The organism is Simplicispira sp. GW247-4R2A (genome assembly GCF_059424465.1).
This window is the reverse complement of record NZ_JBWKZM010000009.1, coordinates 76,394-102,683: the sequence shown is the minus strand read 5'-3', so window position 1 is coordinate 102,683 and position 26,290 is coordinate 76,394. Positions and strand designations below refer to the sequence as shown.

Annotated in this window: 27 protein-coding genes and 1 tRNA gene; 10 read left to right on the top strand and 18 right to left on the bottom strand. The window is 62.6% G+C overall.

The annotated features are described in order from the left end of the window. Positions 1-206: 206 nt before the first annotated feature. From AC07ZH_RS08475 to AC07ZH_RS08465, 3 genes are all read right to left on the bottom strand, one after another. Entirely contained in the window at positions 207-674 is a 468-nt protein-coding gene (locus AC07ZH_RS08475) for a GNAT family N-acetyltransferase (protein ID WP_119108376.1), read from the bottom strand. Positions 675-729: 55 nt separating this feature from the next. After that, on the bottom strand, positions 730-2,007 hold the full coding sequence (locus AC07ZH_RS08470; protein WP_119108377.1) for an HD-GYP domain-containing protein: 1,278 nt from the start codon (positions 2,005-2,007) through the stop codon (positions 730-732). Between the two features lie 92 nt (positions 2,008-2,099). Then, entirely contained in the window at positions 2,100-4,574 is a 2,475-nt protein-coding gene (locus tag AC07ZH_RS08465) for a UvrD-helicase domain-containing protein (protein WP_495199356.1), read from the bottom strand. A 26-nt stretch (positions 4,575-4,600) separates the two neighbouring features. Here AC07ZH_RS08465 and AC07ZH_RS08460 point away from each other — a divergent pair, with 26 nt between their 5' ends. From AC07ZH_RS08460 to AC07ZH_RS08440, 5 genes are all read left to right on the top strand, one after another. Beyond that, complete coding sequence (locus AC07ZH_RS08460) at positions 4,601-5,323, top strand: hypothetical protein (protein WP_495199355.1); 723 nt, start codon at positions 4,601-4,603, stop codon at positions 5,321-5,323. Positions 5,324-5,525: 202 nt separating this feature from the next. Next, positions 5,526-6,503, top strand: a complete 978-nt coding sequence (locus tag AC07ZH_RS08455) for a GMP reductase (RefSeq protein WP_119108380.1) — start codon at positions 5,526-5,528, stop codon at positions 6,501-6,503. A gap of 127 nt (positions 6,504-6,630) precedes the next feature. Next, on the top strand, positions 6,631-7,518 hold the full coding sequence (locus AC07ZH_RS08450; RefSeq protein WP_495199354.1) for an NAD(P)-dependent oxidoreductase: 888 nt from the start codon (positions 6,631-6,633) through the stop codon (positions 7,516-7,518). 78 nt (positions 7,519-7,596) lie between these two features. Continuing rightward, a tRNA-Lys gene (locus AC07ZH_RS08445) sits at positions 7,597-7,672 on the top strand. Between the two features lie 161 nt (positions 7,673-7,833). Further along, on the top strand, positions 7,834-9,066 hold the full coding sequence (locus tag AC07ZH_RS08440) for a multidrug effflux MFS transporter (RefSeq protein WP_495199353.1): 1,233 nt from the start codon (positions 7,834-7,836) through the stop codon (positions 9,064-9,066). Between the two features lie 5 nt (positions 9,067-9,071). On the opposite strand, the gene AC07ZH_RS08435 is transcribed toward AC07ZH_RS08440, so the two are convergent. The 3 genes from AC07ZH_RS08435 to orn all read right to left on the bottom strand — a co-directional run bounded on the left by AC07ZH_RS08435 (position 9,072) and on the right by orn (position 13,275). Beyond that, positions 9,072-10,496, bottom strand: coding sequence for a sensor domain-containing diguanylate cyclase (locus tag AC07ZH_RS08435; protein ID WP_495199378.1), 1,425 nt, complete (start codon positions 10,494-10,496; stop codon positions 9,072-9,074). A 155-nt stretch (positions 10,497-10,651) separates the two neighbouring features. Beyond that, positions 10,652-12,433 (bottom strand): DEAD/DEAH box helicase, encoded by a 1,782-nt coding sequence (locus tag AC07ZH_RS08430; RefSeq protein WP_119108383.1) that lies wholly within the window; start codon positions 12,431-12,433, stop codon positions 10,652-10,654. 221 nt (positions 12,434-12,654) lie between these two features. Beyond that, positions 12,655-13,275, bottom strand: coding sequence for an oligoribonuclease (gene orn / locus AC07ZH_RS08425; protein ID WP_495199352.1), 621 nt, complete (start codon positions 13,273-13,275; stop codon positions 12,655-12,657). Between the two features lie 230 nt (positions 13,276-13,505). On the opposite strand from orn, the gene AC07ZH_RS08420 reads away from it, so the two are divergent. Genes AC07ZH_RS08420 through rsgA form a run of 3 tightly spaced genes read left to right on the top strand, consistent with a single transcriptional unit; the run spans position 13,506 to position 16,114 of the window. Next, the gene (locus AC07ZH_RS08420) at positions 13,506-14,822 is read left to right on the top strand and encodes a M48 family metallopeptidase (protein ID WP_495199351.1); all 1,317 of its coding nucleotides are present in this window, start codon (positions 13,506-13,508) and stop codon (positions 14,820-14,822) included. Next, positions 14,819-15,154 carry a 4a-hydroxytetrahydrobiopterin dehydratase gene (locus tag AC07ZH_RS08415; RefSeq protein WP_495199350.1) on the top strand — a complete coding sequence of 112 codons (336 nt, stop codon included), beginning with the start codon at positions 14,819-14,821 and terminating at the stop codon, positions 15,152-15,154. Before AC07ZH_RS08420 ends, AC07ZH_RS08415 begins: the two co-directional genes overlap by 4 nt. A gap of 15 nt (positions 15,155-15,169) precedes the next feature. After that, a complete protein-coding gene (rsgA, locus tag AC07ZH_RS08410; RefSeq protein WP_495199349.1) occupies positions 15,170-16,114 on the top strand; it encodes a ribosome small subunit-dependent GTPase A in 945 nt (314 codons plus the stop codon). A gap of 12 nt (positions 16,115-16,126) precedes the next feature. Here rsgA and AC07ZH_RS08405 read toward each other — a convergent pair whose 3' ends face one another. From AC07ZH_RS08405 to rpsP, 6 genes are all read right to left on the bottom strand, one after another. Then, entirely contained in the window at positions 16,127-17,113 is a 987-nt protein-coding gene (locus AC07ZH_RS08405; protein WP_119108388.1) for a CobD/CbiB family protein, read from the bottom strand. A 48-nt stretch (positions 17,114-17,161) separates the two neighbouring features. Beyond that, positions 17,162-17,866 carry a CoA pyrophosphatase gene (locus tag AC07ZH_RS08400; RefSeq protein ID WP_495199348.1) on the bottom strand — a complete coding sequence of 235 codons (705 nt, stop codon included), beginning with the start codon at positions 17,864-17,866 and terminating at the stop codon, positions 17,162-17,164. Between the two features lie 63 nt (positions 17,867-17,929). Beyond that, on the bottom strand, positions 17,930-18,313 hold the full coding sequence (gene rplS, locus AC07ZH_RS08395) for a 50S ribosomal protein L19 (RefSeq protein ID WP_119108390.1): 384 nt from the start codon (positions 18,311-18,313) through the stop codon (positions 17,930-17,932). A gap of 112 nt (positions 18,314-18,425) precedes the next feature. Next, positions 18,426-19,196 (bottom strand): tRNA (guanosine(37)-N1)-methyltransferase TrmD, encoded by a 771-nt coding sequence (trmD, locus tag AC07ZH_RS08390; protein ID WP_495199347.1) that lies wholly within the window; start codon positions 19,194-19,196, stop codon positions 18,426-18,428. A gap of 38 nt (positions 19,197-19,234) precedes the next feature. Then, positions 19,235-19,807: a ribosome maturation factor RimM gene (gene rimM / locus AC07ZH_RS08385; protein WP_495199346.1), complete on the bottom strand. Its 573-nt coding sequence runs from the start codon at positions 19,805-19,807 to the stop codon at positions 19,235-19,237. An 80-nt stretch (positions 19,808-19,887) separates the two neighbouring features. Next, positions 19,888-20,139 (bottom strand): 30S ribosomal protein S16, encoded by a 252-nt coding sequence (gene rpsP / locus AC07ZH_RS08380; RefSeq protein ID WP_119108393.1) that lies wholly within the window; start codon positions 20,137-20,139, stop codon positions 19,888-19,890. Between the two features lie 135 nt (positions 20,140-20,274). Between rpsP and AC07ZH_RS08375 the strand changes: the two genes are divergently transcribed. Together AC07ZH_RS08375 and AC07ZH_RS08370 are read left to right on the top strand one after the other, a co-directional pair. Further along, entirely contained in the window at positions 20,275-20,796 is a 522-nt protein-coding gene (locus AC07ZH_RS08375) for a GNAT family N-acetyltransferase (protein ID WP_495199345.1), read from the top strand. Positions 20,797-20,805: 9 nt separating this feature from the next. Further along, entirely contained in the window at positions 20,806-21,252 is a 447-nt protein-coding gene (locus AC07ZH_RS08370) for a TM2 domain-containing protein (RefSeq protein WP_495199344.1), read from the top strand. 81 nt (positions 21,253-21,333) lie between these two features. Here AC07ZH_RS08370 and AC07ZH_RS08365 read toward each other — a convergent pair whose 3' ends face one another. The 6 genes from AC07ZH_RS08365 to AC07ZH_RS08340 all read right to left on the bottom strand — a co-directional run bounded on the left by AC07ZH_RS08365 (position 21,334) and on the right by AC07ZH_RS08340 (position 26,281). Further along, positions 21,334-22,344 (bottom strand): inorganic phosphate transporter, encoded by a 1,011-nt coding sequence (locus AC07ZH_RS08365; RefSeq protein WP_495199343.1) that lies wholly within the window; start codon positions 22,342-22,344, stop codon positions 21,334-21,336. Positions 22,345-22,363: 19 nt separating this feature from the next. Continuing rightward, positions 22,364-23,011: a DUF47 domain-containing protein gene (locus tag AC07ZH_RS08360; RefSeq protein WP_119108397.1), complete on the bottom strand. Its 648-nt coding sequence runs from the start codon at positions 23,009-23,011 to the stop codon at positions 22,364-22,366. A gap of 131 nt (positions 23,012-23,142) precedes the next feature. Then, entirely contained in the window at positions 23,143-23,505 is a 363-nt protein-coding gene (locus AC07ZH_RS08355) for a DMT family protein (protein ID WP_495199342.1), read from the bottom strand. Between the two features lie 162 nt (positions 23,506-23,667). Further along, a complete protein-coding gene (locus tag AC07ZH_RS08350) occupies positions 23,668-24,396 on the bottom strand; it encodes an ABC transporter ATP-binding protein (protein ID WP_119108399.1) in 729 nt (242 codons plus the stop codon). Positions 24,397-24,398: 2 nt separating this feature from the next. Beyond that, entirely contained in the window at positions 24,399-25,181 is a 783-nt protein-coding gene (locus tag AC07ZH_RS08345) for an ABC transporter ATP-binding protein (protein ID WP_495199341.1), read from the bottom strand. Between the two features lie 20 nt (positions 25,182-25,201). After that, complete coding sequence (locus tag AC07ZH_RS08340) at positions 25,202-26,281, bottom strand: ABC transporter permease subunit (protein ID WP_495199340.1); 1,080 nt, start codon at positions 26,279-26,281, stop codon at positions 25,202-25,204. Between the last annotated feature and the right edge of the window lie 9 nt (positions 26,282-26,290).

The following is a 26,290-nucleotide window of genomic DNA, read 5'->3' as shown; positions in this document are numbered from 1 at the left end:
CGAGGCAAGAACGCCCGACTGCCGGCAAGCAAGCTTGCTTGCGCGGTGTGCTTTGGCCTCGATTGGGCTTGCTTTTCGGGATGGTTTTGAGGCGCCGGATGCAACAAGCCTTGAGGCGGCATCACAGCAGCGGGCCTTGCGCGCAGGGCGCCAATTTTCACCCGCCCCTCTGCGTCCTGCAAACCGGGCCCACCGTTCAACCGCGCTTAAAGACCGGCTTGTGTCGGGATGGGAAGCTCATAGACAAGGAATTGCTCATTGCACTTCCAACCGGCGGACGCATACAGCGCCTGCGCCGTTTTGTTGGTCACCGCGGTTGACAGCGAGAGGCGCACCGCTCCCACGGCCTTTGCAAAGGCAACCGCTGCAGACATCAGGCACGCGGCCACACCTTTTCTGCGCGCCGATGCCTCCACGAAGAGATCGTTGAGCACAAAAATGCGGGCCAGCGACACCGATGAAAAACTCGGATACAGCTGGGTGAAACCGACTGGCCGGTCGCCTTCCAACGCAATAAAGAGAACCGACTCGCCATGATTGAAACGTGCCGACAAAAACGCCCTCGCCGCACCGGCATCACTCTCACGTCCATAGAACTGGCGATAACGGTCAAAAAGCGCCACCAGCGCATCGAGGTCGGACAGGACAGCTTGGCGAACGGTAAGGGTGTTCATATTTTTCCGGTGCGAGACGAATCAGGGAAAATCAGACTTCAGTCCACGATAAGTTCTAAGACTTCTTCGTCTCCACTTTCGGCGTATCAAAAAAATAGCTCATCCGCTTGCGCGGGCTCAGGTAGTCGTAGGCCTCCGGGCTAAGCTGGCTGGGTTTTAAGCTGGCACTGATCTCGATATCGGTCTCTTGGCTTAGATCCAGAATGATTGCCTCATTTTTCGGCACACCCGGATCATGAATCAAGACGCTGGGCCGCAATGGTTTGCCAGAATTAATGGAAATCACCATACCCAACGATTCATCCGATAACTTCACCAGCGTGCCCGGGGGATAGACTCCCATGCAGCGGATAAACATATTCAGCGGCACCGGGTCAAACAAGTGGCGCTGCTGCTTGAACATCATCGACAAAGCTTCAAAAGGCGTCAGAGAATCGTCCGGGTTGGTGCGGTTGCAATGGTTATCGAAAGTGTTAACCACACAGACAATACGGGCCAAAAACGCGATTTCCTCCCCACGCAAATGATTGGGGTAGCCGCTGCCGTCCATATGCTCATGGTGCTGCTCGATGATATCTAGCGACGCTTTCGGCAAGCCAATTTTTCTCACCACATTAAGGCCATACTGGCAATGCAGTTGCAGCAAGTTCTTTTCTGCACGGTTGAGAGGGAGCGTCGAATTCACAATGCGTGCGGGAATTTCCACCTTGCCGATATCATGAAACAGGCAACCGATGCCAATGGCCTTGATATCCTCGGCTGGCAGCGCCAGCTCTTTCGCCAGCATCATCGCCAGCACCGACACATTGAGCGAATGAAAATACACATCCTCACCGGCAATTTTGTCGTTCATGAGGTGGATAGCGATGCTCTTGTCCGCCAGCAGGCCATCGAGCATCTGCTGTACCAATTGATCCGCATCGGCATAAGCGTCTTGCGGCCTGGAAAACACATTGCGCTCGATATTCTTTAAAGTGCTGCCCGCCTTGGCGAAGGCTTTTTCACATTTTGAAATCGCAGCACGCTCGGCAAGGATTCTTTCGATGCGCGCTTTTTTCTCACTGATCAAGGCGTTTTCTTCTGCACTGGGGGCGACAACTTCCGCTGGTGCCGGCACTGGGGCGGTCAAAGGCAAAGGGCGGGTTGAACTACGCGCCGGTTCCACCCGAATCCGCTTGATACCCAACCGCTTGATGGCGTCAATCTGCCCGGCATTCTTTAATATGAAACTATTGCGGGCAAACGTATGATCCAGCCAACTCATGTCCAGATGCACATACAGACCAACACATAATTGATCAACAGAAATGGTAAGCGTGGCGGGAGAATTCATTGATCAACTGCGCAAAACATCAGAATAGCCAGGACGGATAGGAAACTCAACCGCAAGACGCTAAGCAGAAGAGCCCCTTTACCCGCCATGATTCAACCCTCCACCACCGTCAACTTCGCCACCGCCAGCGCCAGCCACTTCGTGCCGTGCCGGCCAAAACTCACCTGCGCACGCGCGTCGTCGCCCGCGCCTTCGATGGCCAGCACCTTGCCCTCGCCAAACTTGGCGTGAAACACGTTCTTGCCGGCCGCGATGCCGTGGGCGGGCGCCTGCTTCTGCGGTGGCACCGGTGGGCTGGCGAAGCGCTCAGAATTCAAGCCAAATTGGCCTCTAGCGCTTGTCCCATAAGCGCTACCAGCTCCTGAAAAAGGAGCAGTTTTGCCAAAGGCAGATTGCTTGGGTGTGATCCACTTCAGCGCCGATTCGGGCAATTCGTCGAAGAAGCGGCTCTTGATGGCGTAGCGGGTCTGGCCGTGCAGCATGCGGGTCTGCGAGTGGCTCAGGTACAAACGCTTTCGGGCACGGGTGATGGCCACGTACACCAGGCGGCGCTCTTCCTCGATGCCGCCCTGCTCTGAGAGCGCGTTCTCATGTGGGCACAGGCCCTCTTCCAGGCCGCCGATGAACACCACGTCAAACTCCAGGCCCTTGCTGGCGTGCACTGTCATGAGCTGCACGGCGTCCTGCCCGGCCTGGGCCTGGTTGTCGCCGGCTTCGAGCGCGGCGTGGGTCAGGAAGGCGCCGAGCGGCGAGAGCGTTTCGCCAGTGTCCTGGTCTACGCCCGGCGGGCCCGCAAGCGGCGCATCCACGAGTGGCGCATTCGGGTCCAGCCCCTGGCTGGCGGGGCTTTGCGTGAGCGGCTGGCCATGCTCGTCCAGCGGCAAGGCCACGGCGTCGCGCCCGAAGCCCTCCAGCATGACGAAGCTTTCGGCGGCGTTGACGAGTTCTTCCAGGTTCTCGATGCGATCCTGGCCGTCGCGCTCGGCGCGGAAATGCGCCAGCAAGCCGCTGGATTCGAGCATCTGCTCGATGATGGCGCGCAGCGGCTGGCCCTGGGTCTGCTCGCGCAGCACGTCGATCTGCGCGACAAAGGCGGTGAGGTTGCTGCCCGCCTTGCCGGTCATGCTGGTGACGGCGTCGTGCAGCGAGCAGCCAGCGCCCTTGGCGGCATCCTGCAGCAGCTCCAGGCTGCGCGCGCCGATGCCGCGCGGCGGGAAGTTGACCACGCGCAAAAAGCTGGTGTCGTCTTGCGGGTTCTCCAAAAGGCGCAGATAGGCCAGCGCGTGCTTGATTTCGGCGCGCTCGAAAAAGCGCAGGCCGCCATAGACACGGTAAGGGACGGCGGCGTTGAACAGCGCGGTTTCAATGACCCGGCTTTGCGCATTGCTGCGGTACAAGATGGCCACCTCTTGCCGCGCCACGCCGTCGTTTCGCACGAGCTGGCGGATTTCATCGACCATCCACTGGGCTTCCTGCAGGTCGCTCGATGCTTCGTACACGCGCACCGGCTCGCCGGGGCCACGCTCGGTGCGCAGGTTCTTGCCCAGGCGCTTGCTGTTGTGGCTGATGAGTGCGTTGGCGCTGTCCAGAATGTTGCTGTAGCTGCGGTAGTTCTGCTCCAGCTTGATTTGCCGCTCGACATGGAATTCGCGCACGAAGTCCTGCATGTTGCCGACGCGCGCGCCGCGAAAGGCGTAGATGCTCTGGTCGTCATCGCCCACGGCCATCACGCTGCCGTGCGGCTCGAAATGGCCCGCCACCTCATCGCCGGCAAGCTGCTTGAGCCAGGCGTACTGCAGCTTGTTGGTGTCCTGGAATTCGTCCACCAGGATGTGCGCAAAGCGGCGCTGGTAATGCGCGCGAATCGGGTCGTTGTCGCGCAGCAATTCGAAGCTGCGCAGCATCAGCTCACCGAAATCGACCACGCCTTCGCGCTGGCATTGCTCTTCGTAGAGTTGGTAAATTTCGACCTTCTTGCGCGCGTCGCTGTCGTTGGCGGGTACGTCGCCGGGGCGCAGGCCTTCTTCCTTGCAGCCGGCAATGAAATATTGCAGTTGCTTGGGGACGAAGCGCTCGGTGTCCACGTTGTACTGCTTGCACAGCCGTTTGATGGCCGAGAGCTGGTCTTGCGTATCGAGAATCTGAAACGCCTGGGGCAGTCCCGCCGCCTTGTGGTGCGCGCGCAGCAGCCGGTTGCACAGGCCGTGGAAGGTGCCCATCCACATGCCGCGCACATTCACCGGCAGCATGGCCGACAGCCGCGCGACCATCTCCTTGGCGGCCTTGTTGGTGAAGGTGACGGCCAGAATGCCACCCGGCGTGGCCAGCCCGTTTTGCAGCAGCCAGGCGATGCGCGTGGTGAGCACGCGCGTCTTGCCCGAACCGGCGCCAGCGAGGATGAGCGCATGGCCCGACGGCAGCGTGACGGCAGCGAGCTGCTCGGGGTTGAGGTTCGCCAGAAGCGGCGAAGCCGCTGGGGATGGCGAAGTGGGCTGGAGCGGCGCAACGCTCTGCGCGGGGAAGGCGTCGTCCTGCGGCGCACGCGAAACCGGGTCTTGTGGGAACATGCGCCGATTGTAGAAAGCGAGGCCCCATGAAGTGCTCCACCGCCACCCTGCCCCTGCTGCTGGCCCTGCATCTGCCGCTGGCCGTTGCGCAGAACGCCTGCAGCAGCGACGGCGCCCCCGCGCCGCAGGCGCTGTACGAGCGTTTTATTAGCGCCGACTGCGCCGAGTGCTGGCGCAACCCCAGCTTCGCGCCCGGCGCAAGCGCGGCAGTGCTCGACTGGATCGCCCCTGGGCGCACGGGCGACGAGGCGCCGCTGTCTGCCGCCGCCCGCACCGACGCCCTGACCCGCCTGGACGCCATTGGCCGCCAGCCGCCCACGAGCACGGACGTGCATATCGCCCCCGTAGCGCAGCGCCTTCCGGGGCGGCTGCGCGTCTCCTTCGGGCCGGCGGTGAACGACTACGTGGGCACCTCGGCCAGCTACCTCGGCGCTCTGCCGGGCGGCGCCAGCGAGGGGTGGACCCTGTGGCTGGCGCTGGTGGAGCAGATTCCGGCGGGTGTGGAGGGCACGCCGGTGCACAGAAATTTGGTTAGAAACCTGTTCCAGCGCACATGGAGCATGCACGATCAGCTATCAAAAAAAGAGCTTTTCAACTTGCCGCGCACGACCCGCTGGATCGAGCGCCCCGCGATGTACCTGGCGCCCGGCACCAACCCTGAGCGCCTGGCGCTCATTGGCTGGATGGAGAATTCCAAAGGCCAGGTGGTGGCAACCGCACGCGCAGAGTGCGCCGCAGCCAAACCCTGAACCTGTGCGCCAGCGCGCCCAGCGCCACGTCGGTACAATCAACCACCGGGCCCAAGTTTCTTGACGCCCGGTTTTTTGTGCCTGCGCAAGCAGGGGTTCGGGCCACCTCGCTGCAGGCGCCCCGCAAAAACCGGCGCCAGGCCAAGCGCCCACCGCAGAACAGCATTTGCCTCTGCGGCCTTCTACGGAGCTTGGACACTGTATGGAAATCTTCGACTACGACAACGTGCTGCTGCTGCCGCGCAAGTGCCACGTGCAAAGCCGCGCCGAGTGCGATGCCAGCGTAGAGCTGGGCGGGCGGCGCTTTCGCCTGCCCGTGGTGCCGGCAAACATGAAAACCGTGGTGAACGAGGCCATCTGCGAATGGATGGCCAGAAGCGGCTACTTCTACGTCATGCACCGTTTCGACCTCGACAATGTGCAGTTCGTGCGCGACATGACCGAGCGCGGCGTGTTCACCTCCATCTCGCTCGGCGTCAAACAGCCCGATTACGACACCGTGGCGCGCCTGGTGGCCGAGGGCCTGTCGCCCGACTACATCACCATCGATATCGCACACGGCCACGCCGACACGGTGCACGCGATGATCACGCACCTGAAGGAAAAGCTTCCGCGCTCCTTTGTGATCGCCGGCAACGTGGGTACGCCCGAAGCGGTAATCGACCTGGAAAACTGGGGCGCAGACGCCACCAAGGTGGGCGTGGGCCCGGGCAAGGTCTGCATCACCAAGCTGAAAACGGGTTTTGGCACGGGCGGCTGGCAGCTCTCGGCGCTCAAGTGGTGCGCGCGCGTGGCGACCAAACCCATCATTGCCGACGGCGGCATCCGCAGCCATGGCGACATTGCCAAGAGCGTGCGCTTTGGCGCCAGCATGGTGATGATCGGCTCGCTCTTTGCCGGCCACGAGGAATCCCCCGGCAAGACGGTGGAAGTGGATGGTCAGCTGTTCAAGGAGTACTACGGCTCGGCCAGCGACTTCAACAAGGGCGAATACCGGCACGTCGAGGGCAAGCGCATTCTCGAGCCCATCAAGGGCACGCTGGCCGACACGCTGGTCGAGATGGAGCAGGATGTGCAAAGCTCCATCAGCTATTCGGGCGGTACGCGGCTGATGGACATCCGCAAGGTCAACTACGTCATCCTGGGCGGCGACAACGCGGGCGAGCACCTGCTGATGTGACGATTGCGCGGTATTCACACACAACTGCTTGAACGCTGGCGCGCGCTCGCTGCAAGCCAGATGACAGCCAAGGGCGGGAAATGCACACCATGATGGGGCTTTCCCAGCCCCTACCCGGAGGATGCCCATGCCCCACACTTCGCGCTCCCGTATCGCCCTGCTGGGCGTTGGCCTCATGGGCCTGCGCGCTGGCCGGCGGCTGCTGCAGGCAGGCTACCCGGTACTTGCCTGGAACCGTACCCCCGCCAAGGCCCAATTGCTGGCTGCCGATGGCGCCACCTTCTGCAAAACCCCAGCCGAAGCCACGGCGCAGGCCGACATCACCATCAGCTTCCTGGAAAACGGCCCGGTGGTGGGCGATGTGCTGTTTTCCCAGGGCGCGGCGCAGGGTATGGCACGCGGCAGCCTGTTCATCGACATGGCGTCCATCCAGCCACGCGAGGCACGCGACCATGCAGCGCGCCTCGGTGAAGTGGGCGTCGCCCACCTCGACGCCCCCGTCTCGGGCGGCACGGTAGGCGCTGAAGCCGGCACGCTGGCCATCATGGTCGGCGGCAAACCGGCAGACTACGAACGCGCACGCGAGGTGTTCGAAGTGCTCGGCCGAGCCACCCTGGTCGGCCCGCACGGCGCCGGCCAACTGACCAAGCTGGCCAACCAGATGATCGTTGGCATCACCATAGGCGCCGTCGCCGAGGCCCTGCTGTTTGCCGCCAAGGGCGGCGCCGACATGGCCAAGGTACGCGAAGCCATTGGCGGCGGCTTTGCCGACAGCCGTATCCTGCAACTGCATGGCGAACGCATGGTTCAGCGCGATTTCGCCCCGCGCGGCAGCATGAAAACCCAGCTCAAGGATTTGCACAATGTGCTCGCCACGGCGCGAGAAATTGGCTTCGACGCGCCCGTGACGGCGCTCTTTGAAACGCTCTACACGCAAGGAGTCGAGCACGGACTGGGCGAGCTCGACCACAGCGGCTTGTTCGTCGAGCTCGCCAGCCGCAATGCGATGCAATAGATACGATTTTTTGCGAGACGGCCCGCTTTTCTGTATATAATTTCGCTCTCTGCTGCGAGGCAGACAAGGTTTCAAAGTGGGTTCTTAGCTCAGTTGGTAGAGCAGCGGACTCTTAATCCGTAGGTCGAGTGTTCGAGCCACTCAGGACCCACCACTTACAAAGGGAGCTGGCCATGCGCCAGTTCCCTTTTTCGTTTTGGTCTGGCACGGGACGCGCTCCTGGGCACGCAAGCGCCGTTTCACCGGCCCTTCCATAATCGTTCGCATCGTGCCGGCGACGCCCGCACGGCTTCCTTTCAGAGAACTGCTTTTCCCATGAATCCGCAAGCCAACGAATTGTGGCGTGCTCCGCGCTGGGCCCTGGCCGTCTTGCTGGCTTTGCTGGGCATGCTGGGACCGTTTTCGATCGATACCTACCTGCCCGCCTTTTCGGGCATTGCCACCGCCTTGGGCGCGACGCCGGTGGAGATGCAGCAAACGCTGTCGGCCTATCTCTTTGGCTTTGCGTTCATGAATCTGTTTCATGGCGCGCTGGCGGACAGCTTTGGGCGGCGTCCGGTGGTGTTGCGGGGCATTGCCATCTTTACCCTGGCATCGGCGGGTTGCGCCTTGTCGCAAACCATTGGGCAACTGGTGTTTTTCCGCGCCCTGCAAGGCTTGTCGACGGGGGCTGGCATCGTCGTCTCGCGCGCCGTGATTCGCGACATGTTCGCGCCAGAACAGGCGCAGAAGGTGATGAGCCAGGTCACCATTTATTTCGGCGCGGCCCCGGCCATCGCGCCCATCGTCGGTGGCTGGCTGCTGGTGCACACCGGCTGGCACAGCATTTTCTGGTTTCTGACCCTGGTGGGCGTGGCGCTGTGGCTGGCCAACTACCGCCTGTTGCCTGAGACGCTGCATACAGACCACCGCCAGCCATTCAATGTGCGCCACCTGATGCGCGGCTACTGGGAACTGGGGGCAAGCCCACGCTTTCTTTTGCTGGCACTGGCCAGCGGCGTACCGTTCAACGGCATGTTCCTTTACGTGCTGGGTGCGCCTGCCTTTCTGGGCCAGCACCTGGGCCTGGCGCCCACCCAATTCTTCTGGTTTTTCTTGCTGACCATCTCCGGCATCATGTCCGGCGCCTGGCTGAGCGGTCGGCTGGCCGGCAAGATCGCTCCCAAGCGGCAGATTTGCCATGGTTTCGTCATCATGCTGGTGACGTCGCTGCTCAACTTGCTGGCCAACCTCTTTTTCCCTGTGCATGTCTCCTGGGCGCTGCTGCCCATCGCCGTATTCGCCTTCGGCTGGGCGCTGATGGTGCCCGTCGTGACACTGCTGGTGCTTGATCTTTATCCGGCGCGGCGCGGCATGGCGTCGTCGCTCCAGGCCTTCATCGGTTCGGTTGCCAACGGCACCGTCGCTGGCGTGCTGGTGCCGCTGGTGATGCATTCGACCACCTTGATGGCCTTGTCTTCGCTACTGATGATGGGCATCGGCCTTGCTGCCTGGATTTACCTGCACCATCGCTGGCCGGAAATCGGCGCCAACACCGCACGGGCCTAAGCCCTTTAGCGGCGCCGCCGATCAGCGGGGATCTCTTCGTAATACCGCGCCTTTTCGGCGTACATGGCCTTGTCGGCGCGGTGCAGCGCAGCCTCTACCTGGTCCCCGCTGCTGCAACTGGCCACGCCAATGGCCAGACTGAGCGACTGGCCGACATAGAACTGGTTGTTCATTTCCACCAGTGAGACGATGCGCTCGGTCAAGGCAAGTGCGCCATGCTCGTCCGTCCCCGGCAGCAGAATGATGAATTCATCGCCCCCGATGCGCGCCGCGCAGGACGAGGCATCCACCGCTTTGGCCAGCACCTCTCCCGCACGGCGCAGCAAGGCGTCGCCTGCCGCATGGCCTTCGTCGTCATTGACGCGCTTGAGGCCATTGAGATCGATGGTGACAACGCTGAGCGGCCACGGTCCCTTGCGTGTGATGCGATTGAGCTCTTCCACGTAGAACGCACGGTTGCGCAGTTGCGTCAGCACATCGTGTTTGCCCAGGTATTCGAGGTAGGCCTCGGCCTTCTTGCGCGCCGTGATGTCCACCAGCGACACCAGAACCAGGCCCCAATCGTCGCGGTGGCCGTCAAGCACCGAGAATTGCATGTGGATATGGACGGCGTCGCCGGACAGGGCGTAGTTCAGCACCTCACGCTGCTGAACCAGCTTACCGTCCCACAAATCCTGCAGTTGCTCGGCAAAGGATTCTTCCATTTCATCGCGGAAGATGCGGGGAAGGTTGTTGAGCAAGGCCTCTTTGCTCGCAGCACCCAACATCTGCAATGTCTGCTGGTTGACGTCGATGACGCGAATTTCCTGCATGCAGCGCGAGACGAACTCTGGGTGCACTTTGAGGAAGGTCTTGAAATCCCGTATGCCCTGGGCGCGCACGTCATCCAGCAAACGCTTGACGGCACTGAAGTCTTCCACCCAGAGGGAAACGGGCGAATGCTCGAAAAGATCGCGGGCGTAGCGCTCGCTGCGCTGCAGCCGCTGCGTGGCCTGTGCCTGTGCGGTCACGTCTTCCAAGGACACCAGGACCCGGCTCCAGGTGGTCTCGTGGCCAGGCAGGATGCGGGCGTGCACCACCACGTCCAGCCGCCGACCATCGAGGGCGTAGTTCACCGTCTGGTTGTCGAAACCTTGTGCCCCCGACCACAGTTCGGCCATCTCGTAGGCCACCCGATCGTGCATGTCGTCTCGAAAAACGCTGTCTAGGCGCGCAAACAGTTCGTCGGCACTGCCAGCGGCAAACAGGCCCAGCGTACGCTGGTTGACGCGCAACACCTTGAGGCTTGCCGTGCACTCGCGCAGCCGGGCCGGGTTTTCATCGAAATGTGCACGGATATCGGTGACGCCTTCGGCCCGCCAGCGCTCGAACAATTGCTTGAGGGCGCTGTAATCCTCCAGCCAGAGCGACACCGGCGCCAGCTCGAACATGTGCTCGAAATCAGTGTCTGTAGTGGGGGTGGACGGCACGGCAAAGGCTCCTCTCATGCGCATTATTGACGCGTTCAAGAGCGCTTTAGCGTCTCAGAACAGCAAAAAGGCCGGCTCCTTGCGGAGCCGGCCTTCAGATTCGATGAGGACCGCGATTAGCGTGCAGGACGCGCTGGGCGCTTGCGTGCATCGTGCGGTGTGAAGGACTTGCCGGCCGGAGCCCCCGGCTTGGCAAACGCGGGCCTGCGCGGGGCGAAATCGCCGCGTGGGGCGCCCGCATCACCGCGTGGCGCGCCATAGCTGCCACGACCAGCGTCACCAAAACCGGGCTTGCGGCCATAGCCATCACCATCACGACGGGGCGCGAAGGAGCGGCCTTCCGGCGCGCCTTGCACCCGTGGACGGTCGTTGAAACCACTACGGCCTTCGCTGCGCGACGCACCTGCGTAACCGCGATCACGCGAAGGCTGCTCACGACCACCCCGTGCACCGAAATTGCCCTGGGGCGGACGGGTAGACGGAAAGCGTTGCGTGGGCTCCAGGCCTGGGATGACTTCGTTCTTGATTTGCTGGTGCGTATAGCCTTCGATATCAAAAATCTTGCGGCGATCGCGGAATTCGGCGAAGGTGATGGCTAGGCCATCGCGCCCGGCACGGCCGGTACGGCCAATGCGGTGCGTGTAGTCCTCGGCCTTCATGGGCAGACCGAAGTTGAATACGTGGGTAACAGTGGGCACGTCAATGCCGCGCGCCGCCACGTCGGTGGCCACCAGAATCTGCACCTGGCCCTGGCGCAGCGCCATCAGGCGGCGGTTGCGCAGGCCCTGGCTCAATGCGCCATGCAGGGCCACGGCGCTGAAGCCTTCCTGCTGCAGGTCGGCGGCCAGGCCATCGCACTCGATCTGGGTGCTGGCAAACACGATGGCCTGGTTGATGGTGGTGTCGCGCAGCCAGTGATCGAGCATCTTGCGCTTGTGCTGCAGGTTGTCGGCCCAGTACAGGATCTGCTTGATGTTGCTGTGCTTTTCCTGCGGCGAATCGATCTGGATCTTCTGCACCGAGGAACCACCATCATGCATGACGCGCATGGCGAGCTGCTGGATGCGCGGCGCAAACGTGGCGCTGAACATCATGGTTTGCTTGCGCTGGCTGGTGAGCTGGTTGATCTCGGCCAGATCATCCGAAAAGCCGAGGTCCAGCATACGGTCGGCTTCGTCCACGACCAGGAACTGCACCTGATCGAGCTTGATCTGCATCGAGCGCTGCAAGTCGAGCAGACGGCCCGGCGTGGCGACCACCAGGTCAGCATTCTGCAGCTTGGCAATTTGCAGTTGGTAGGGCATGCCGCCAACGACGTTGGCGACGCGCAGGCCGCGGGAATGCTTGACAAGGTCGATGGCGTCGTGCGCCACCTGTTGGGCCAGCTCGCGCGTTGGGCAAACAATCAGTGCACCAGGCACGGCCGGCTTGAAATTGCGGTTGTTGGTGGGGTCTTTGCGCTTGGCACGCTTAGGCGCAGCTTCGCCGCGGGCGGCGGCTTCGGCACAGGCCTGTTCGTATGCAGCACGGGCCTGCTCAGCGGCTTCGGCCTGCTGGCGCAGCAAGGTATTCAGCACCGGCAGCAGAAATGCTGCCGTCTTGCCGCTGCCCGTCTGGCTGGAGACCATCAGGTCGATGTAGCGGCCACCCTTGGCTTCCGCGCCCATAGCCAGCGGAATGCACTTGAGCTGCACGGCCGTGGGCTGGGTGTAGCCCAGATCGGCAACCGCCTGAACAAGCTCGGAAGCCAGGCCCAGTTCGACAAAACCGTTGGGTTCGGGCGCAGTGTCGGGAGAGGCTTCGATATTGGAAGCGGTGTGGCTTGCGCCGTGCTCGGCGGGCATGGAAAAGGATTCGGCAGGCGCAAAGTCGCCCTGCACTTCAAAAGTGTCGGTCATATTTTTTCTCACGAAAGCGACCGGAAGCGAAAGCTCCGGGCGGTCTCTCTGATGGTTAAAAAACATCAACCATCAAACGAAACCTGCAGCGGCGTCGCGCTACTGCGGCTGGGTATTCATCGCAAGGGCTGCCTGGGCCTGAAATCGGCCAGACTCGTTGCGGACCCGGTGTGTGAAGGGAGATGCACAAACTTGCAGCGCTATGCGGTGCAAGTCGGCAATTATGCCACGGATTCGGGTTTTCCCGCAAGTGCCTCAGCTGCGAAGAGCTGTGCGCGGTAGTGCGCCAGCTCGTCAATCGACTCATACACATCGGCCAGCGCCGTGTGTTTCTGCGCCTTTTTGAAGCTGCTGTAGGCGGCGGGCTTCCAGCGCTTGGCCAGTTCCTTGAGCGTGCTGACGTCCACATTGCGGTAGTGCAGAAAGGCTTCCAGCTTGGGCATGTAGCGGGCCAGAAAACGCCGGTCCTGCCCGATGCTGTTGCCGCACAAAGGCACCGCGCCCTTGGGGGCGTAGCGCTTGACGAATTCCAGCACCTGCGCTTCTGCTTCTGCCTCGGTCAGCGTGGAGGCGCGCACTTTGTCGATCAAGCCGCTGCGGCCGTGCGTGCCCTTGTTCCAGGCATCCATGGCCGCCAGCAATTCGTCGCTCTGGTGCACCACCAGCACCGGGCCCTCAACGCGGGGCGTGAGCTGCGGGCCGGTGACGACCACGGCAATTTCGATGATGCGTTCTTTCTCCGGGTCCAGGCCCGTCATTTCGCAATCGAGCCAGATCAGGTTTTGATCGGAGCGGCCCAGCGCAGGCGTTGCAGGGGAAAGGGAGGCGGAAGGTACAGACATACCGCAGATTGTCGCGCACCCAGTCTGGCGACAGCCGCGTGCTCCTTGCCCCAAGGCGATGCTGAACAAGTCACCGCGATGGCGCGCGCCGTGCATCGGGATGGGATACAAGGCGCAAACCGCAGCCATAGCCGCAGCGATGGCGAGGATTTGCAACGCGGCAGACCGCCCGAGGTACGGCTGCGCGGCGCGTGAGAGACTTGTTCAGCATTGCCCTAAACTCGCGCAACATGCCTGTTTCCACCCCGTCCTTTCTGCCGCCCTCCCTGGCGCTGACCATCGCCTTCGTCATTGCGCTTGGCGGGGGCTTTCTCCTCAAATTGTGGCTTGCGAGCCGGCAGCTGCGCCATGTAGCGCGCGGCCGTGCTGCCGTGCCGGGCTCGTTTGCCAGCCGCATTTCTCTGGCAGCGCACCAGAAGGCTGCGGACTACACCCTGGCGAAACTGCGTTTTGGCACGCTAGAAGCGGCACTGGGCGCCGCCATACTGCTGGGCTGGACACTGCTGGGTGGGCTTGATGCCCTGAACCGGGCGCTGCTCGCGCTGCTCGGTGGCGGCATGCTGCAACAACTGGCCCTGCTGGTGGGTTTTGTACTGATCAGCGGCCTGATCGACCTGCCTGGCACGCTGTACCAGACCTTTGTGCTGGAGCAGCGGTTTGGTTTCAACCAGACTACGCTGCGCTTGTGGCTGAGCGACCTGGCGAAATCCACGCTGCTCAGCGCCTTGATCGGGTTGCCCGTTGCCGCGGCCATCCTTTGGTTGATGGGGTCAGCCGGCGGCCTGTGGTGGATCTGGGCCTGGGGGCTGTGGACCGGGCTCAACCTGCTGTTTATGTGGGCCTACCCAGCCTTCATCGCGCCCTTCTTCAACAAGTTCGAGCCCCTGGCAGACGAGACACTGACCGCGCGCGTCACGGCGCTGATGCAGCGTTGCGGCTTTTCTGCCAAGGGATTTTTCGTCATGGATGGCAGCCGCCGCAGCGCCCACGCCAACGCCTATTTCACGGGTTTTGGGACGTCCAAGCGGGTGGTGTTTTTCGACACCCTGCTGCGCCAGTTGGCGCCCGCCGAAGTGGAAGCCGTATTGGCGCACGAACTCGGGCACTTTCACCACCGCCATGTCGCCAAGCGCATGGCGACCATGTTCGTACTCAGCCTGGCTGGCTTTGCACTGCTGGGCTGGCTCTCAAGCCAACCCTGGTTCTATACCGGTCTGGGCGTGCAACCCAACCTCACCGCGCTGCTGCCGGGCATCGCCCACGCCCCGAGCGACGCACTGGCCTTGCTGCTGTTCGTGCTGGTGGTGCCGGTGTTCACGGTATTTTTCTCGCCGCTGTTTGCCCAGCTCTCGCGCAAGCATGAGTTCGAAGCCGACGCCTACGCCGCCCGCCAGACCCATGGCGGCGACCTCGCGTCGGCACTGCTCAAACTGTACGAAGACAATGCCGCCACGCTGACGCCGGACCCGCTCTACGTCAAGTTCTATTACTCGCACCCGCCGGCCGTAGAGCGGCTGGCGCGCATGCAAGCCGGAGCCCCCGCATGACAAACGATTTGAAGCAAAAAAACTGGTCCACGCAGACGCGGCGCGCCCTCAAAGCTACGGAAATAGTAGCAGCATTGGCGCAACTGGAGGGCTGGTGTTTGCAAGGCGACGGCGCCGACGTGGCCATCGAGAAAACCTACCGATTCGCCAACTACTACCAGACCATGGCCTTCGTGAATGCCCTGGCCTTCATCGCCCACGCGCAGGACCACCACCCCGACCTCTCGGTGCACTACGACCGTTGCGTCGTGCGCCTGAATACGCACGATGTGGGCGGCATCTCCAGCACCGACTTCGATTGCGCCAGCCGCTTCGACGCGCTGCTCACATGAGCCGGTACCCGCGCCATGGCTGAAGCCCAGCGCCAAGGCCTGGTAGTGGCCAGCCATGGCAGGCACTGCGTCGTGGAAACGGCGGACGGCGAGCGGCGCATCTGCCACCCGCGAGGCAAGCGCAGCCAGGTTGTCGTGGGCGACCGGGTGCTGTGGCAGCCGCCACCCACCGGCCAGGGCGAGGAAGGCACCGTCGAGAAGGTACAGGAGCGCCGCAACCTGTTCTACCGCCAGGACGAAATCCGCACCAAATCGTTTGCCGCCAATCTCGACCAGATCCTGATTCTCATTGCCAGCGAGCCGGTGTTTTCGGAAATGCAGCTCGCGCGGGCCTTGATTGCCGCCGAAGCAGCGGGCATTGCGCCGCTGATTGCGCTCAACAAAAGCGACCTGGCCCAAGCTTTCGAGCGCGCCTGGGAGCGGCTTGCACCCTACCGGAGCATGGCCGGGCCCTCGCCCTCACCCTGCCCGGTGCTGCCTCTTTCGCTGGGGCAGGCGCCGGACGCCGCCAAAGACATGCTGATGCCGCTGCTTGCCGGCAAGACAACGCTGGTGCTGGGGCCGTCTGGGGTTGGCAAGAGCACGCTCGTGAACCTGCTGGTGCCCGGCGCGGCCGTGCTCACCGCCGAAATCTCACAGGCACTCAATTCCGGCCGCCATACCACCACCAGCACGGCCTTGTACTGGATGGATGCCGCCCACAGCACGGCGCTCATCGACTCGCCAGGCTTTCAGGAGTTTGGCCTGCACCACATTGCGCCAACCGACCTGGCCCGCTGCATGCCCGACATTGCAGCGCACGCCACGGCGTGCCGTTTTTACAACTGCACGCATTTGCACGAACCTGGCTGCGGTGTGATTTCAGCCGTCAAAAGCGGCTCTGACGCTGAAGGCATAAGCGCCATCCGCTATTCAATCTATAGCGAATTATTCAAAGAGCTTGGGCAGACGCGCTACTGATCTGCGACTGCGTTAGCCGAGCAGGCGCGCCAGCGTCAGCAGCGCGAGGAGCAGCATCCACACCACCACCGAGCGCCAGACTAGGCCCACCACGCTGCGCAAATGTGCCAGCTCGGGCTCACGGCCGGGGGTGCTGTCGCTGTCTGCCAAGTCGGTGTCATCGCCCAACCCCGTCGCGGTGGGGTCGCCTGCGTTGGGCTTGAGCGCCTCGCCGCCCAGGCGCACATTGATGGCGCCAGAAGTCGCCGCCAGCAGAACGCCCACGTTGTCGTTGGGAAACCGCTGGGCATAAAACCGCCAGCCGTCGATGGCCTCTTCGAAGCTGCCCACCACGGCAAAGCACAGCGCGGTCATGCGCGTGGGCAACCAATCGAGCGCCGTCCAGGCCGCCGCGCTGGCTTGCCTGAGGGCCTCGCTGGCGCGGGGTGCGCCGTCCGTGCCGGGGCGGCTCCAATAGCGGGCGACGAATTCGGCCATGCGGTAGAGCACGGCCCCCGCCGGCCCCAGGCCCAGCGCGGCAAGCACCGAATACCAGGCCAGCACGCCGAACACATGGCGATGCGCCGCGATCACGGAATATTCGAGCACGTGGCGCACCAGCTCGCTGCGCGGCAACTCGCCCACATTCACGCCCTGCCAGCGGGCCAGCCCTTCACGTGCCGAACGCTCGTCGCCCAGGTCAAGCGCGTCGCGGATGCGGGTGAAATGGTGGCTGAACTGGCGAAAGCCCAGGGTGATGTAGAGCACCGCGACATCCCACGCAACGCCCAGCGGCCAGCCTACCCATTGCATCAGCAGCAGGTACGCCCCCGCCACCAGCCCCGCTGGCAGCAGCACGGCAAGGCTCCAGGCCACCCAGGCATGGTGGGCCTTGCCTGCGTCAAAATTGCGACTGACCGAGAGCGCCCAGGCGCGCAACCCGGCATGCACCGGGTTGCTGCGTGCGAGGGGGCGGGCCTGCTCAATCAGCAGGGCCAGCAGGATGGCGATGAAACTCATGGCGGGCAATGATAGCGGCGCTCCCCGGTGGCGCGCCGCACCGGGCGTTCAAGCGGAGAGAAACCGGTAAAAATTGCGCAGCATGCCTGCCGTGGCGCCCCAGATGAAATGCTCATAGCCCTCAGCATCGCGGTACGGCATGGAATACCACTCGCGCCGCTGTCCGGCGTACTCAAAAACGTGGCGGCGGTGGTGCGCCGGGTCGAGCAGGAAGGCCAACGGCACCTCGAAGATACGCGCCACTTCATAAGGGTTGGGGCGCAGCACGCAATCGGCCTGCACCAGCGCCACCACGGGCGAGACGATAAACGAAGAACCCGTGACATAGACCGGTAGCTCGCCCAGCACCTGGGCAGAGCCGGCCTCCAGGCCGACTTCCTCATGGGCTTCGCGCAAAGCCGTTGCGGCGGCGTTGGCGTCGCCAGGATCAGCCCGACCCCCTGGAAAAGCCACCTGGCTGGAGTGCGTGGAGAGATGTGCCGTGCGCTCGGTGAGCAGCACCGTAGGCTCAGCGCGCTGGATGATGGGGATCAGGACGGCGGCGCGCGCCGGTGCACGGGCAGAAAAACGCGGTTCAGAGGCAATCTCTGGTTGCCAGACCGGCGGCGCCGCAAAACGTGCGCGCAAGGCCTGGGCCGTGGTACGCGCCCGCGGCACGGCGGACAGGTCGGTGTCGATACCGGACACAGGCACGGTACGTGGATCGAAATCGGGCAGCGGCGTGGGCACTGCGAAGGAAGGGGGAGCCGGCATGGCCATAAAAAAGCCGCGGCAGACAGAAGCTGCAGCGGCTTTTGCGCAGGTAGCGGCGGTGGGTCAGGCGACCACTGCTGCCGTCTTGGCGCGCGAGGGGAGCTTTTCCTTGATACGTGCCGACTTGCCGCTGCGCTCGCGCAGGTAGTACAGCTTGGCGCGGCGCACATCGCCACGGCGCTTGACTTCGATCTTGGCGATCAGCGGGCTGTAGGTCTGGAAGGTGCGCTCCACGCCTTCGCCGCTGGAGATCTTGCGCACGATGAAGGCGCTGTTGATACCGCGGTTGCGCTTGGCGATCACCACGCCTTCGTAGGCCTGCATCCGCTTGCGTGTGCCTTCGACCACGTTGACGCTGACGATGACGGTATCGCCAGGAGCAAATTCAGGAATGGTTTTGTCGAGGCGGGCAATTTCTTCCGCTTCAAGGGTCTGGATCAGGTTCATAAAGGCATCCTGCGATCGTGTCCGCGCCAAGATTGGCAGTGTCGGGATTGACGGGTGTGCCCAAGCACCAAGGAGTGCGGGCCGGCCGGGCAGAGGATCGAAAAGTCTGCCATTATAGCCTGCTGTCTTGCGGAGCACGCAACTGCGCCTCGTCGGCGGGGCTCAAGCGCCCGGCGGCACGTGCGGCAGCAATCAGGTCTGGTCGGTGGCGCGCCGTGAACAGCACCCGCTGGCTACGGCGCCACTGCTCGATCTGCGCGTGGTGCCCCGAGAGCAACTCGGCCGGCACACCCTCGCCCTGCCAGACGTCGGGCCGCGTGTAGTGCGGGCAGTCCAGCAGGCCATCGAGTGCCGGGTTAAAGCTGTCCAGGGCATGGCTGCCCGCATCGTGCAGCACGCCGGGCTGCAACCTTGCAACGGCGTCCAGCAGCGCCATGGCGGCAATCTCGCCGCCCGAAAGCACAAAATCACCCAGGCTGATCTGCGCATCGACAAAGCGGTCGATAAACCGCTGGTCAATGCCCTCGTAGCGGCCGCACAGCAGCACGGCGCCTGCGCCCTGCCCCCATTGCTCGACGCCCGCGTGGTCCAGCCGCTGGCCGATCGGCGAGAACAGCACCAGCGGCGCCTGGACGCCTTCGTTCTCTGCGCGCGCCGCGCGAATGGCCGCGAGGCACAGCGCGAGCGGCTCAGCCAACATCACCATGCCAGGGCCGCCGCCAAAAGGCCTGTCATCCACGCGGCGGTAATTGCCCTCGGCGAAATCGCGGGGGTTCCACAGCTGCACCGCCACCTGGCCCGAGGCGTAGGCACGCCGCGTTACGCCGCTGGCCAGAAACGGCGCAAACAGCTCGGGAAACAGGGTGATGACGTCAAAGCGCATACGCGGCGGGGCTGCGGCAGCCGTTTTACCAGCGAGGGTCAGTAGTCAGGCTGCCAGTCAGCCACGATGCGCCGCCCCGCCAGATCGACCTGGTCAATGAATGCGCCGACAAAGGGAATCATGCGCTCCACGGGCTTGCCCTCCACGACTTCGCCGTCCAGCACCAGAACGGTCTGCGGGCCGGTGGTCAGCAGGTCGCGCACGGTGCCCAATGCCACGCCTTCGCGGTTTTCCACGGCCAAGCCAATGAGGTCTACCCAGTAGTACTCACCATCTTCCGTTTGGGGGAAACCAGAGCGCGGTACAAAAATGCGCGAACCGCGCAGGGCTTCGGCGACGCTGCGCTCGTCAATGCCTTGCGCCCAGGCGACGATGCCGCCGGCGTGCTCGCGCACCTGGCGCAGGTCGAGGCCCACGGTGCCAGAGAAGCTGCGAGGGCCGCGCTCGGTGGGTTGCAGGTACCAGCGCTTGTCAGAGAGCAGGGCCGCAGGTTCGCTGCTATGGGGCAGCACCTTGAACCAGCCCTTGACACCCCAGGCGTCGGTGATGCGGCCGATTTCCACGGCGTCGGGCGGCAGTTCAGCAGCGGGGAGCGCAAGTTCAGAGGTCATGGCAGCGGGCACAAAAAAAGAAAAAGGGCGGATCGCGTCAGTAGCTGACGCCATCCGCCCCGTCCGGTCAGACGCCGGGTTCAGGCTGCCGTTTGGGCAGCCTGTTTGACCAGGCGGTCCACTGTAGGCGAAGACTGGGCGCCCACGCTCTTCCAGTAGGTCAGGCGGTCTTGCGCAATGCGCAGACCTTCTTCGCCTTCCTTGGCCGTGGGGTTGTAGAACCCCAGACGTTCGATGAAACGGCCGTCGCGGCGCACGCGCTTGTCGGCAACGACGATGTTAAAGAAAGGACGGCCTTTGGAACCGCCGCGGGAGAGTCGAATGACGACCATGATTTATCCTTCGGGTGGTGGGCCGGCGCGTTAGCAACCGAAGCCCCAGATTTACAACGTAGAGACACGCGACATGGCCACCCGGCCAGCGACACGCTGCAAAGCCTGCAATTATATCTTTCTTTACTTTTTCCTATGCCCACCATTCGACCCAGCCTGGACAGCGACCTCGACGCCATCACCGCCATCTACGCCCACCATGTGCTGCACGGCACCGGAACCTTCGAAATCGACCCCCCATCGCGGGCCGACATGGCGGCACGCCGCGCTGAAGTCCTGGCGCGCAATCTTCCCTGGCTGGTCGCCGAGCGCAGTGGTGAAATCGTGGGTTTTGCCTACGCCAACTGGTTCAAACCCAGGCCCGCATACCGCTTTTCTGCCGAGGATTCGATCTACGTCGCCGATTCGGCGCGCGGCGGCGGCGTGGGTCGCGCGCTGCTCACCGCCCTGATCGCGCAGGCCGAGGCTGCCGGCGTGCGCCAGTTGATGGCCGTGGTGGGCGATTCGGCCAATGCCGGCTCCATCGGCCTGCACCGCTCCCTGGGTTTTGAACAGACCGGGCTCATGCGCTCGGTCGGCTGGAAGCACGGCGCCTGGCGCGACATCGTGCTGATGCAAAGGCCCCTCGGTAACGGCGATAGCCAATCACCCGAATAATCCCACCCCATGAAAAATAAAACTGTGGCCGCCTGGCTGGCCTTTCTGGGCGGCCCTGTGGGCCTGCACCGTTTTTATCTGCGAGGCTTGGCCGACCCGCTCGGCTGGCTTTTGATGGTGCCCACTGCGCTGGGCATCTATGGCATTCGGCGCGTACTGAATTTAGGCCAGGACGATGCGCTCAGCTGGATCTTGATTCCCATGGTGGGGTTCACCATTGCCGGCTGCTCGCTGACCGCCATCGTCTATGGGCTGTCTTCACCCGAGAAGTGGAACGCCCGCTACAACCCGGGCGCAGCGTCGGACGCTCTACCCGGCCGCACCAACTGGTTCACCGTAATGGCCCTGGCGACCTCACTGCTGGTGGGAACCGCGGTACTGATGGCCAGCCTGGCGTTCAGCTTTCAGCGCTATTTCGAATACCAGGTCGACGAAGCGCACAAGATTTCGGATTAGCGAGAAACTCGATAAGAAAATAGTGACTTTCGCTTATCGAGCCAGCACTTTGAGCTATGAAAATAGTAGTAATCAGCGCACTCAATAGAGCTGCAGGCTGATCCAGTAGGCGATGGCCGCCACGAATGCGCTGGCCGGGATGGTCAGAATCCAGGCCCACACGATATTGCCCGCCACACCCCAGCGCACGGCGCTAGCGCGCTGCGCCGATCCCACGCCAACGATGGCGCCGGTGATGGTGTGCGTGGTCGAGACAGGAATGCCCAGCAGCGTGGCCATGAACAGGGTGATCGCACCGCCGGTCTCGGCACAAAAACCGCCCACGGGCTTGAGCTTGGTGATCTTCTGCCCCATGGTCTTGACGATGCGCCAGCCTCCGAACATGGTGCCCAGACCGATCGCCGTGTAGCAGCAGACGATGACCCACAGCGGCGGTGAAGCGCTGTCTGGAGCCGCGTAGCCAGCGGCAATCAGCAACAGCCAGATGATGCCGATGGTTTTTTGCGCATCGTTGCCGCCGTGGCCCAGGCTGTAGGCTCCGGCGGAGAGTATCTGCAAACGGCGAAACCACTTGTCGATGCGGCTTGGCCGCGCACGGCGGAAGACCCAGCTCACGGCCACCATCATCAGCGAGCCGAAAACGAAACCCAGTAGCGGCGAGAGAAAGATGAAGATCACGGTCTTGAGAATGCCCGAAGCGATGAGTGCGCCGGCACCCGTTTTCGCCATCACGGCGCCGACGATGCCGCCAATCAGCGCGTGCGACGAACTGCTGGGGATGCCGTAGTACCAGGTGATCAGGTTCCAAGTGATGGCGCCCATCAACGCCCCGAACACCACATGGGTATCGACCACTCCCGGCTCGACAATCCCCTTGCCAATGGTGGCCGCCACGCTCAGGTGAAAGACGAAGATGGCAACGATATTGAAAAAAGCAGCAAATACCACCGCCTGCCCAGGCTTGAGCACGCCGGTGGAGACCACCGTGGCAATAGAGTTGGCGGCGTCGTGAAAGCCGTTCATAAAGTCGAACACGACGGCCATCGCGATGAGCAGCGCGACAACCCAAAAAGTGGTCTGTACGGTTTGCATCGGTCAGCTGCCCGCAACGTCAGGAGTTTTCGAGGACGATGCCCTCGATCAGGTTGGCCACGTCTTCGCACTTGTCGGTGATGGTTTCCAGCAGTTCGTAGATCGCCTTGAGCTTGATGAGCTCACGCACGTCGGGCTCCTCACGGAACAATTTGCTCATGGCACTGCGCAGCACGCGGTCGGCGTCGCTCTCAAGCCGATCGATCTCTTCGCAGGTTTTCAGTGCCGCCTCGGCGGTCGCCGCATCCGCCAGCTTGTTCAGCAGCTTGACCGCATCGCGCATGCGCTCGACAGATTTGACGCTCAGATCGGTCAGGCGGGTGATCTCTTCCGTCATCTCGCGGATGTCGTAGAGGCTCATGGTTTCTGCAGAATCCTGGATCAGGTCGGCCACGTCGTCCATGGTGTTGATCAGCGTGTGGATCTGCTCGCGATCAATTGGGGTGATGAAGGTTTTGTGCACGGCCTTGTTGACTTCGTGCGTAATGCGGTCTGCCGCGCGCTCCGCGTTGTCCACGTCCTGGGCGTAGCGCTCGCGCAGGTGCGGCTCGTTGTAGTGCGCAACCATCTGCGCAAAGGCCTGTGCAGCCTCCACGATGCGCTCGGCATGCTGGTTGAACATTTCAAAAAAGTTGCCTTCGCGCGGCAAGAGCTTGCCAAACAGCATGTGGAACTCCAGGGAAAAAACAGGAAGAGGTACGACAGAGGGGACGAAACGCCAGGGTTTCGCAATGGCGCGAGTTTAACGAGGCGCAGGCCATGAGCCTGCGCCAACGCTGACAACGCCGATGACCGAGATCAAGCGCCGCGGAATACGAAGTACACCGCACCCAGCATGCACAACCCAGCCCACAGGTAATCCCACTTGAGGGGCTGGCCCAGGTAGAACACAGCAAAGGGCACGAACACCGACATCGTGATGACTTCCTGGAGAATCTTTAGCTGGCCGATGCTCATCTGGGTAAAGCCGATGCGGTTGGCGGGCACCTGAAACAGGTACTCGAACAGTGCCACGCACCAACTGACCAGAGCGGCAACGTACCAGGGCGCGCTGGAGAGGTTCTTCAGGTGCCCGTACCAGGCAAAGGTCATGAACACATTGCTGGCGAGCAGCAGCAGCACGGTTTGTACGGGAATTGGCAGAGACTGAAAAGCATTCATGGGGCGTGAGAATATCGCGGCGGCCCGCAGGTGAGAGAGAAAAGACCGGCACTGATGGGTAGGCAAAACTGGCCTCGGCGCCTGGTATTCGGCCACTCATTGCTAGAAAAAAATTAGCAAAAAAAAAACCGGCATGGAGCCGGTTTTTTGGGGACCGCTGCGTCACTCGCCCAGATAGGCGGCGCGCACCTTGGGGTCGCTGAGGAGTTCCTTGCCCGGCCCAGACATGGTGATGAGACCCGACTCCATCACATAACCGCGGTTCGCAATCGCCAGCGCGCGGCTGGCGTTCTGCTCGACCAGCAGCACGGTAACGCCCTGGGCGTACACGTCGCGCACCACCTCGAAAATCTTGTCCACCATGATGGGCGACAGCCCCATGGACGGCTCGTCCAGCAAAAGCAATTTGGGCTGGCTCATCAATGCGCGGGCCATGGCCAGCATCTGCTGCTCGCCGCCGGACATGGTGCCCGCGAGCTGATCACGGCGCTCCTTGAGACGAGGAAACAGCGCAAACATGCGCTCCATATCGGCTGCGATGCCGGCCTTGTCGCGCCGCACGAAGGCGCCCATCTGCAGGTTTTCGATAATCGTCATGCGCGCAAACACGCCGCGGCCTTCGGGCACCATGACCAGGCCCTTCTTCACCAAGTCCCAGGCGCCCTGCCCACGGATGCTCTGCCCCTGGTAGCGGATATCGCCGTCCGTCAGCCCCAAGGTGCCCGTGATGGCCTTCATGGTCGTGGTTTTGCCAGCACCGTTGGAGCCGATGAGCGACACCAGCTCGCCCGAGCGCACGTCAAAATCGATGCCTTTGACCGCCTGGATTCCGCCGTAGCCCACCTTCAGGCCACTGATTTGCAGAAGAATATTGTTGTTCTGTTCGGCCATGCTCAATGTCCTCCGGCGCCCAGATAGGCCTCGATCACTTTTTCGTTCTTCTGCACGTCAGCCGGCGTTCCCTCGGCAATCTGCTTGCCGTAGTCGAGCACGGTGACGCGATCGCACAAGCCCATGACAAGCTTGACATCGTGCTCGATCAGCAAAATGGTGCGGTTGTCCTTGCGGATGCGGTCGATCAGTTCGCGCAGCATCACCTTCTCGGTGGCGTTCATGCCGGCAGCCGGCTCATCAAGCGCTATCAGCTGTGGGTCGGTCGCCAGCGCGCGGGCGATCTCCAAGCGCCGCTGATCGCCGTAAGACAGCGTGCGCGCCTTGTAATCGGCGTAGCTGCCAATGCCGACGTAGTCCAGCAACTCCTGGGCGCGCTTGGCAATTTCTAATTCTTCCTTTTTGAAGCCCTTGGAGCGGAACACGGCACCAAAAAGCCCCGAATGGGTACGGATATGCCGCCCCACCATGACGTTTTCCAACGCCGTCATTTCGCTGAACAAGCGAATGTTCTGGAAGGTGCGGGCAATGCCCGCCTTGGCCACCAGGTGCACCGCTTTGGGTGCATAGGGCTTGCCTGCCAGCTCAAACGTGCCGCTGTCGGGCGTGTAGAGACCGGTGATAACGTTGAAAAAAGTCGTCTTGCCGGCGCCGTTGGGGCCGATCAGGCCATAGACCTGACCGCGTTTGATGGTGATGCCGACATCCGAGAGGGCCTGCAAGCCGCCAAATCGCTTGGAAATACCGGATACGTTGAGCACCGGCGCATTGGAATTCTCTGCCATATTGTGTCCTTCTGCGGTGTTCAAGTCTTCTGCACCAGGCTCTTGCCGTGGTCAGGCGCGGGCCACAGGCCACGGGGACGTATCAGCATCACGATGATCATGGCCAGCGCGATCAGCAGCTGGCGCAGGATGGCCGAGTCAAGCCGGCCCTCTGTCATGGCCTGCAACGGCCCTGCGACATAGCGCAGCACCTCGGGCAGTGCCGAAAGCAGCACCGCGCCCAGGATCACCCCAGGAATGTGGCCAATCCCACCGAGCACCACCATGGCAACGATCATCACCGACTCCATCAGGCTGAAGGATTCCGGCGAGACGAAGCCCTGGAAGGCACCGAACATGACGCCCGAGACGCCGCCAAACGAAGCCCCCATGCCGAACGCTAGCAGCTTCATGTTGCGCGTGTTGATGCCCATGGCCTTGGCGGCGATTTCGTCTTCGCGGATGGCCATCCAGGCACGGCCAATGCGCGAGTCCTGCAGGCGGTAACAGACCAGAACCGTCACCAGCACCAAGACCAGGAACATGTAGTAGTACAGCGTCACCGAGTTGATGTCGTAACCAAAAAGCTGGTGTGTTTTGCCCAGATTCAAACCCAAAACAGACACCGAATCGATCTGCCCTATCCCTTTGGGGCCGTTGGTGATGTTCACCGGGTGGTCCAGGTTGTTCATGAAAATGCGGATGATTTCCCCGAACCCCAGCGTGACGATGGCCAGGTAGTCGCCGCGCAATTTCAGCACCGGAAGACCCAGAATCACCCCTGCTGTGGCGGCCGCGACCAGCGCCAGCGGAATCACCAGCCACATCGAAATATGCAGGCCTTCAGGAAACATCGCCGCAATGTTGGCGAAGTTGTCCGTCAGCTGGGGCGAGGCCAGCAGCCCGAACAGGTAAGCCCCCACGGCGTAGAACGCGACGTAACCCAGGTCCAGCAGACCGGCGTAGCCCACGACGATGTTCAGGCCAAGGGCCAGCATGACGTACAGCAGGGACAGGTCGGCAATGCGCACCCAGGCGTTGCCGAAGGACTGCAGGATCAGGGGTAGCACCAGCAGCGCGATGGCGCCAGCGACCCATTTGGCAAGGTTCTTTTGGTTCATGGTGGTGTC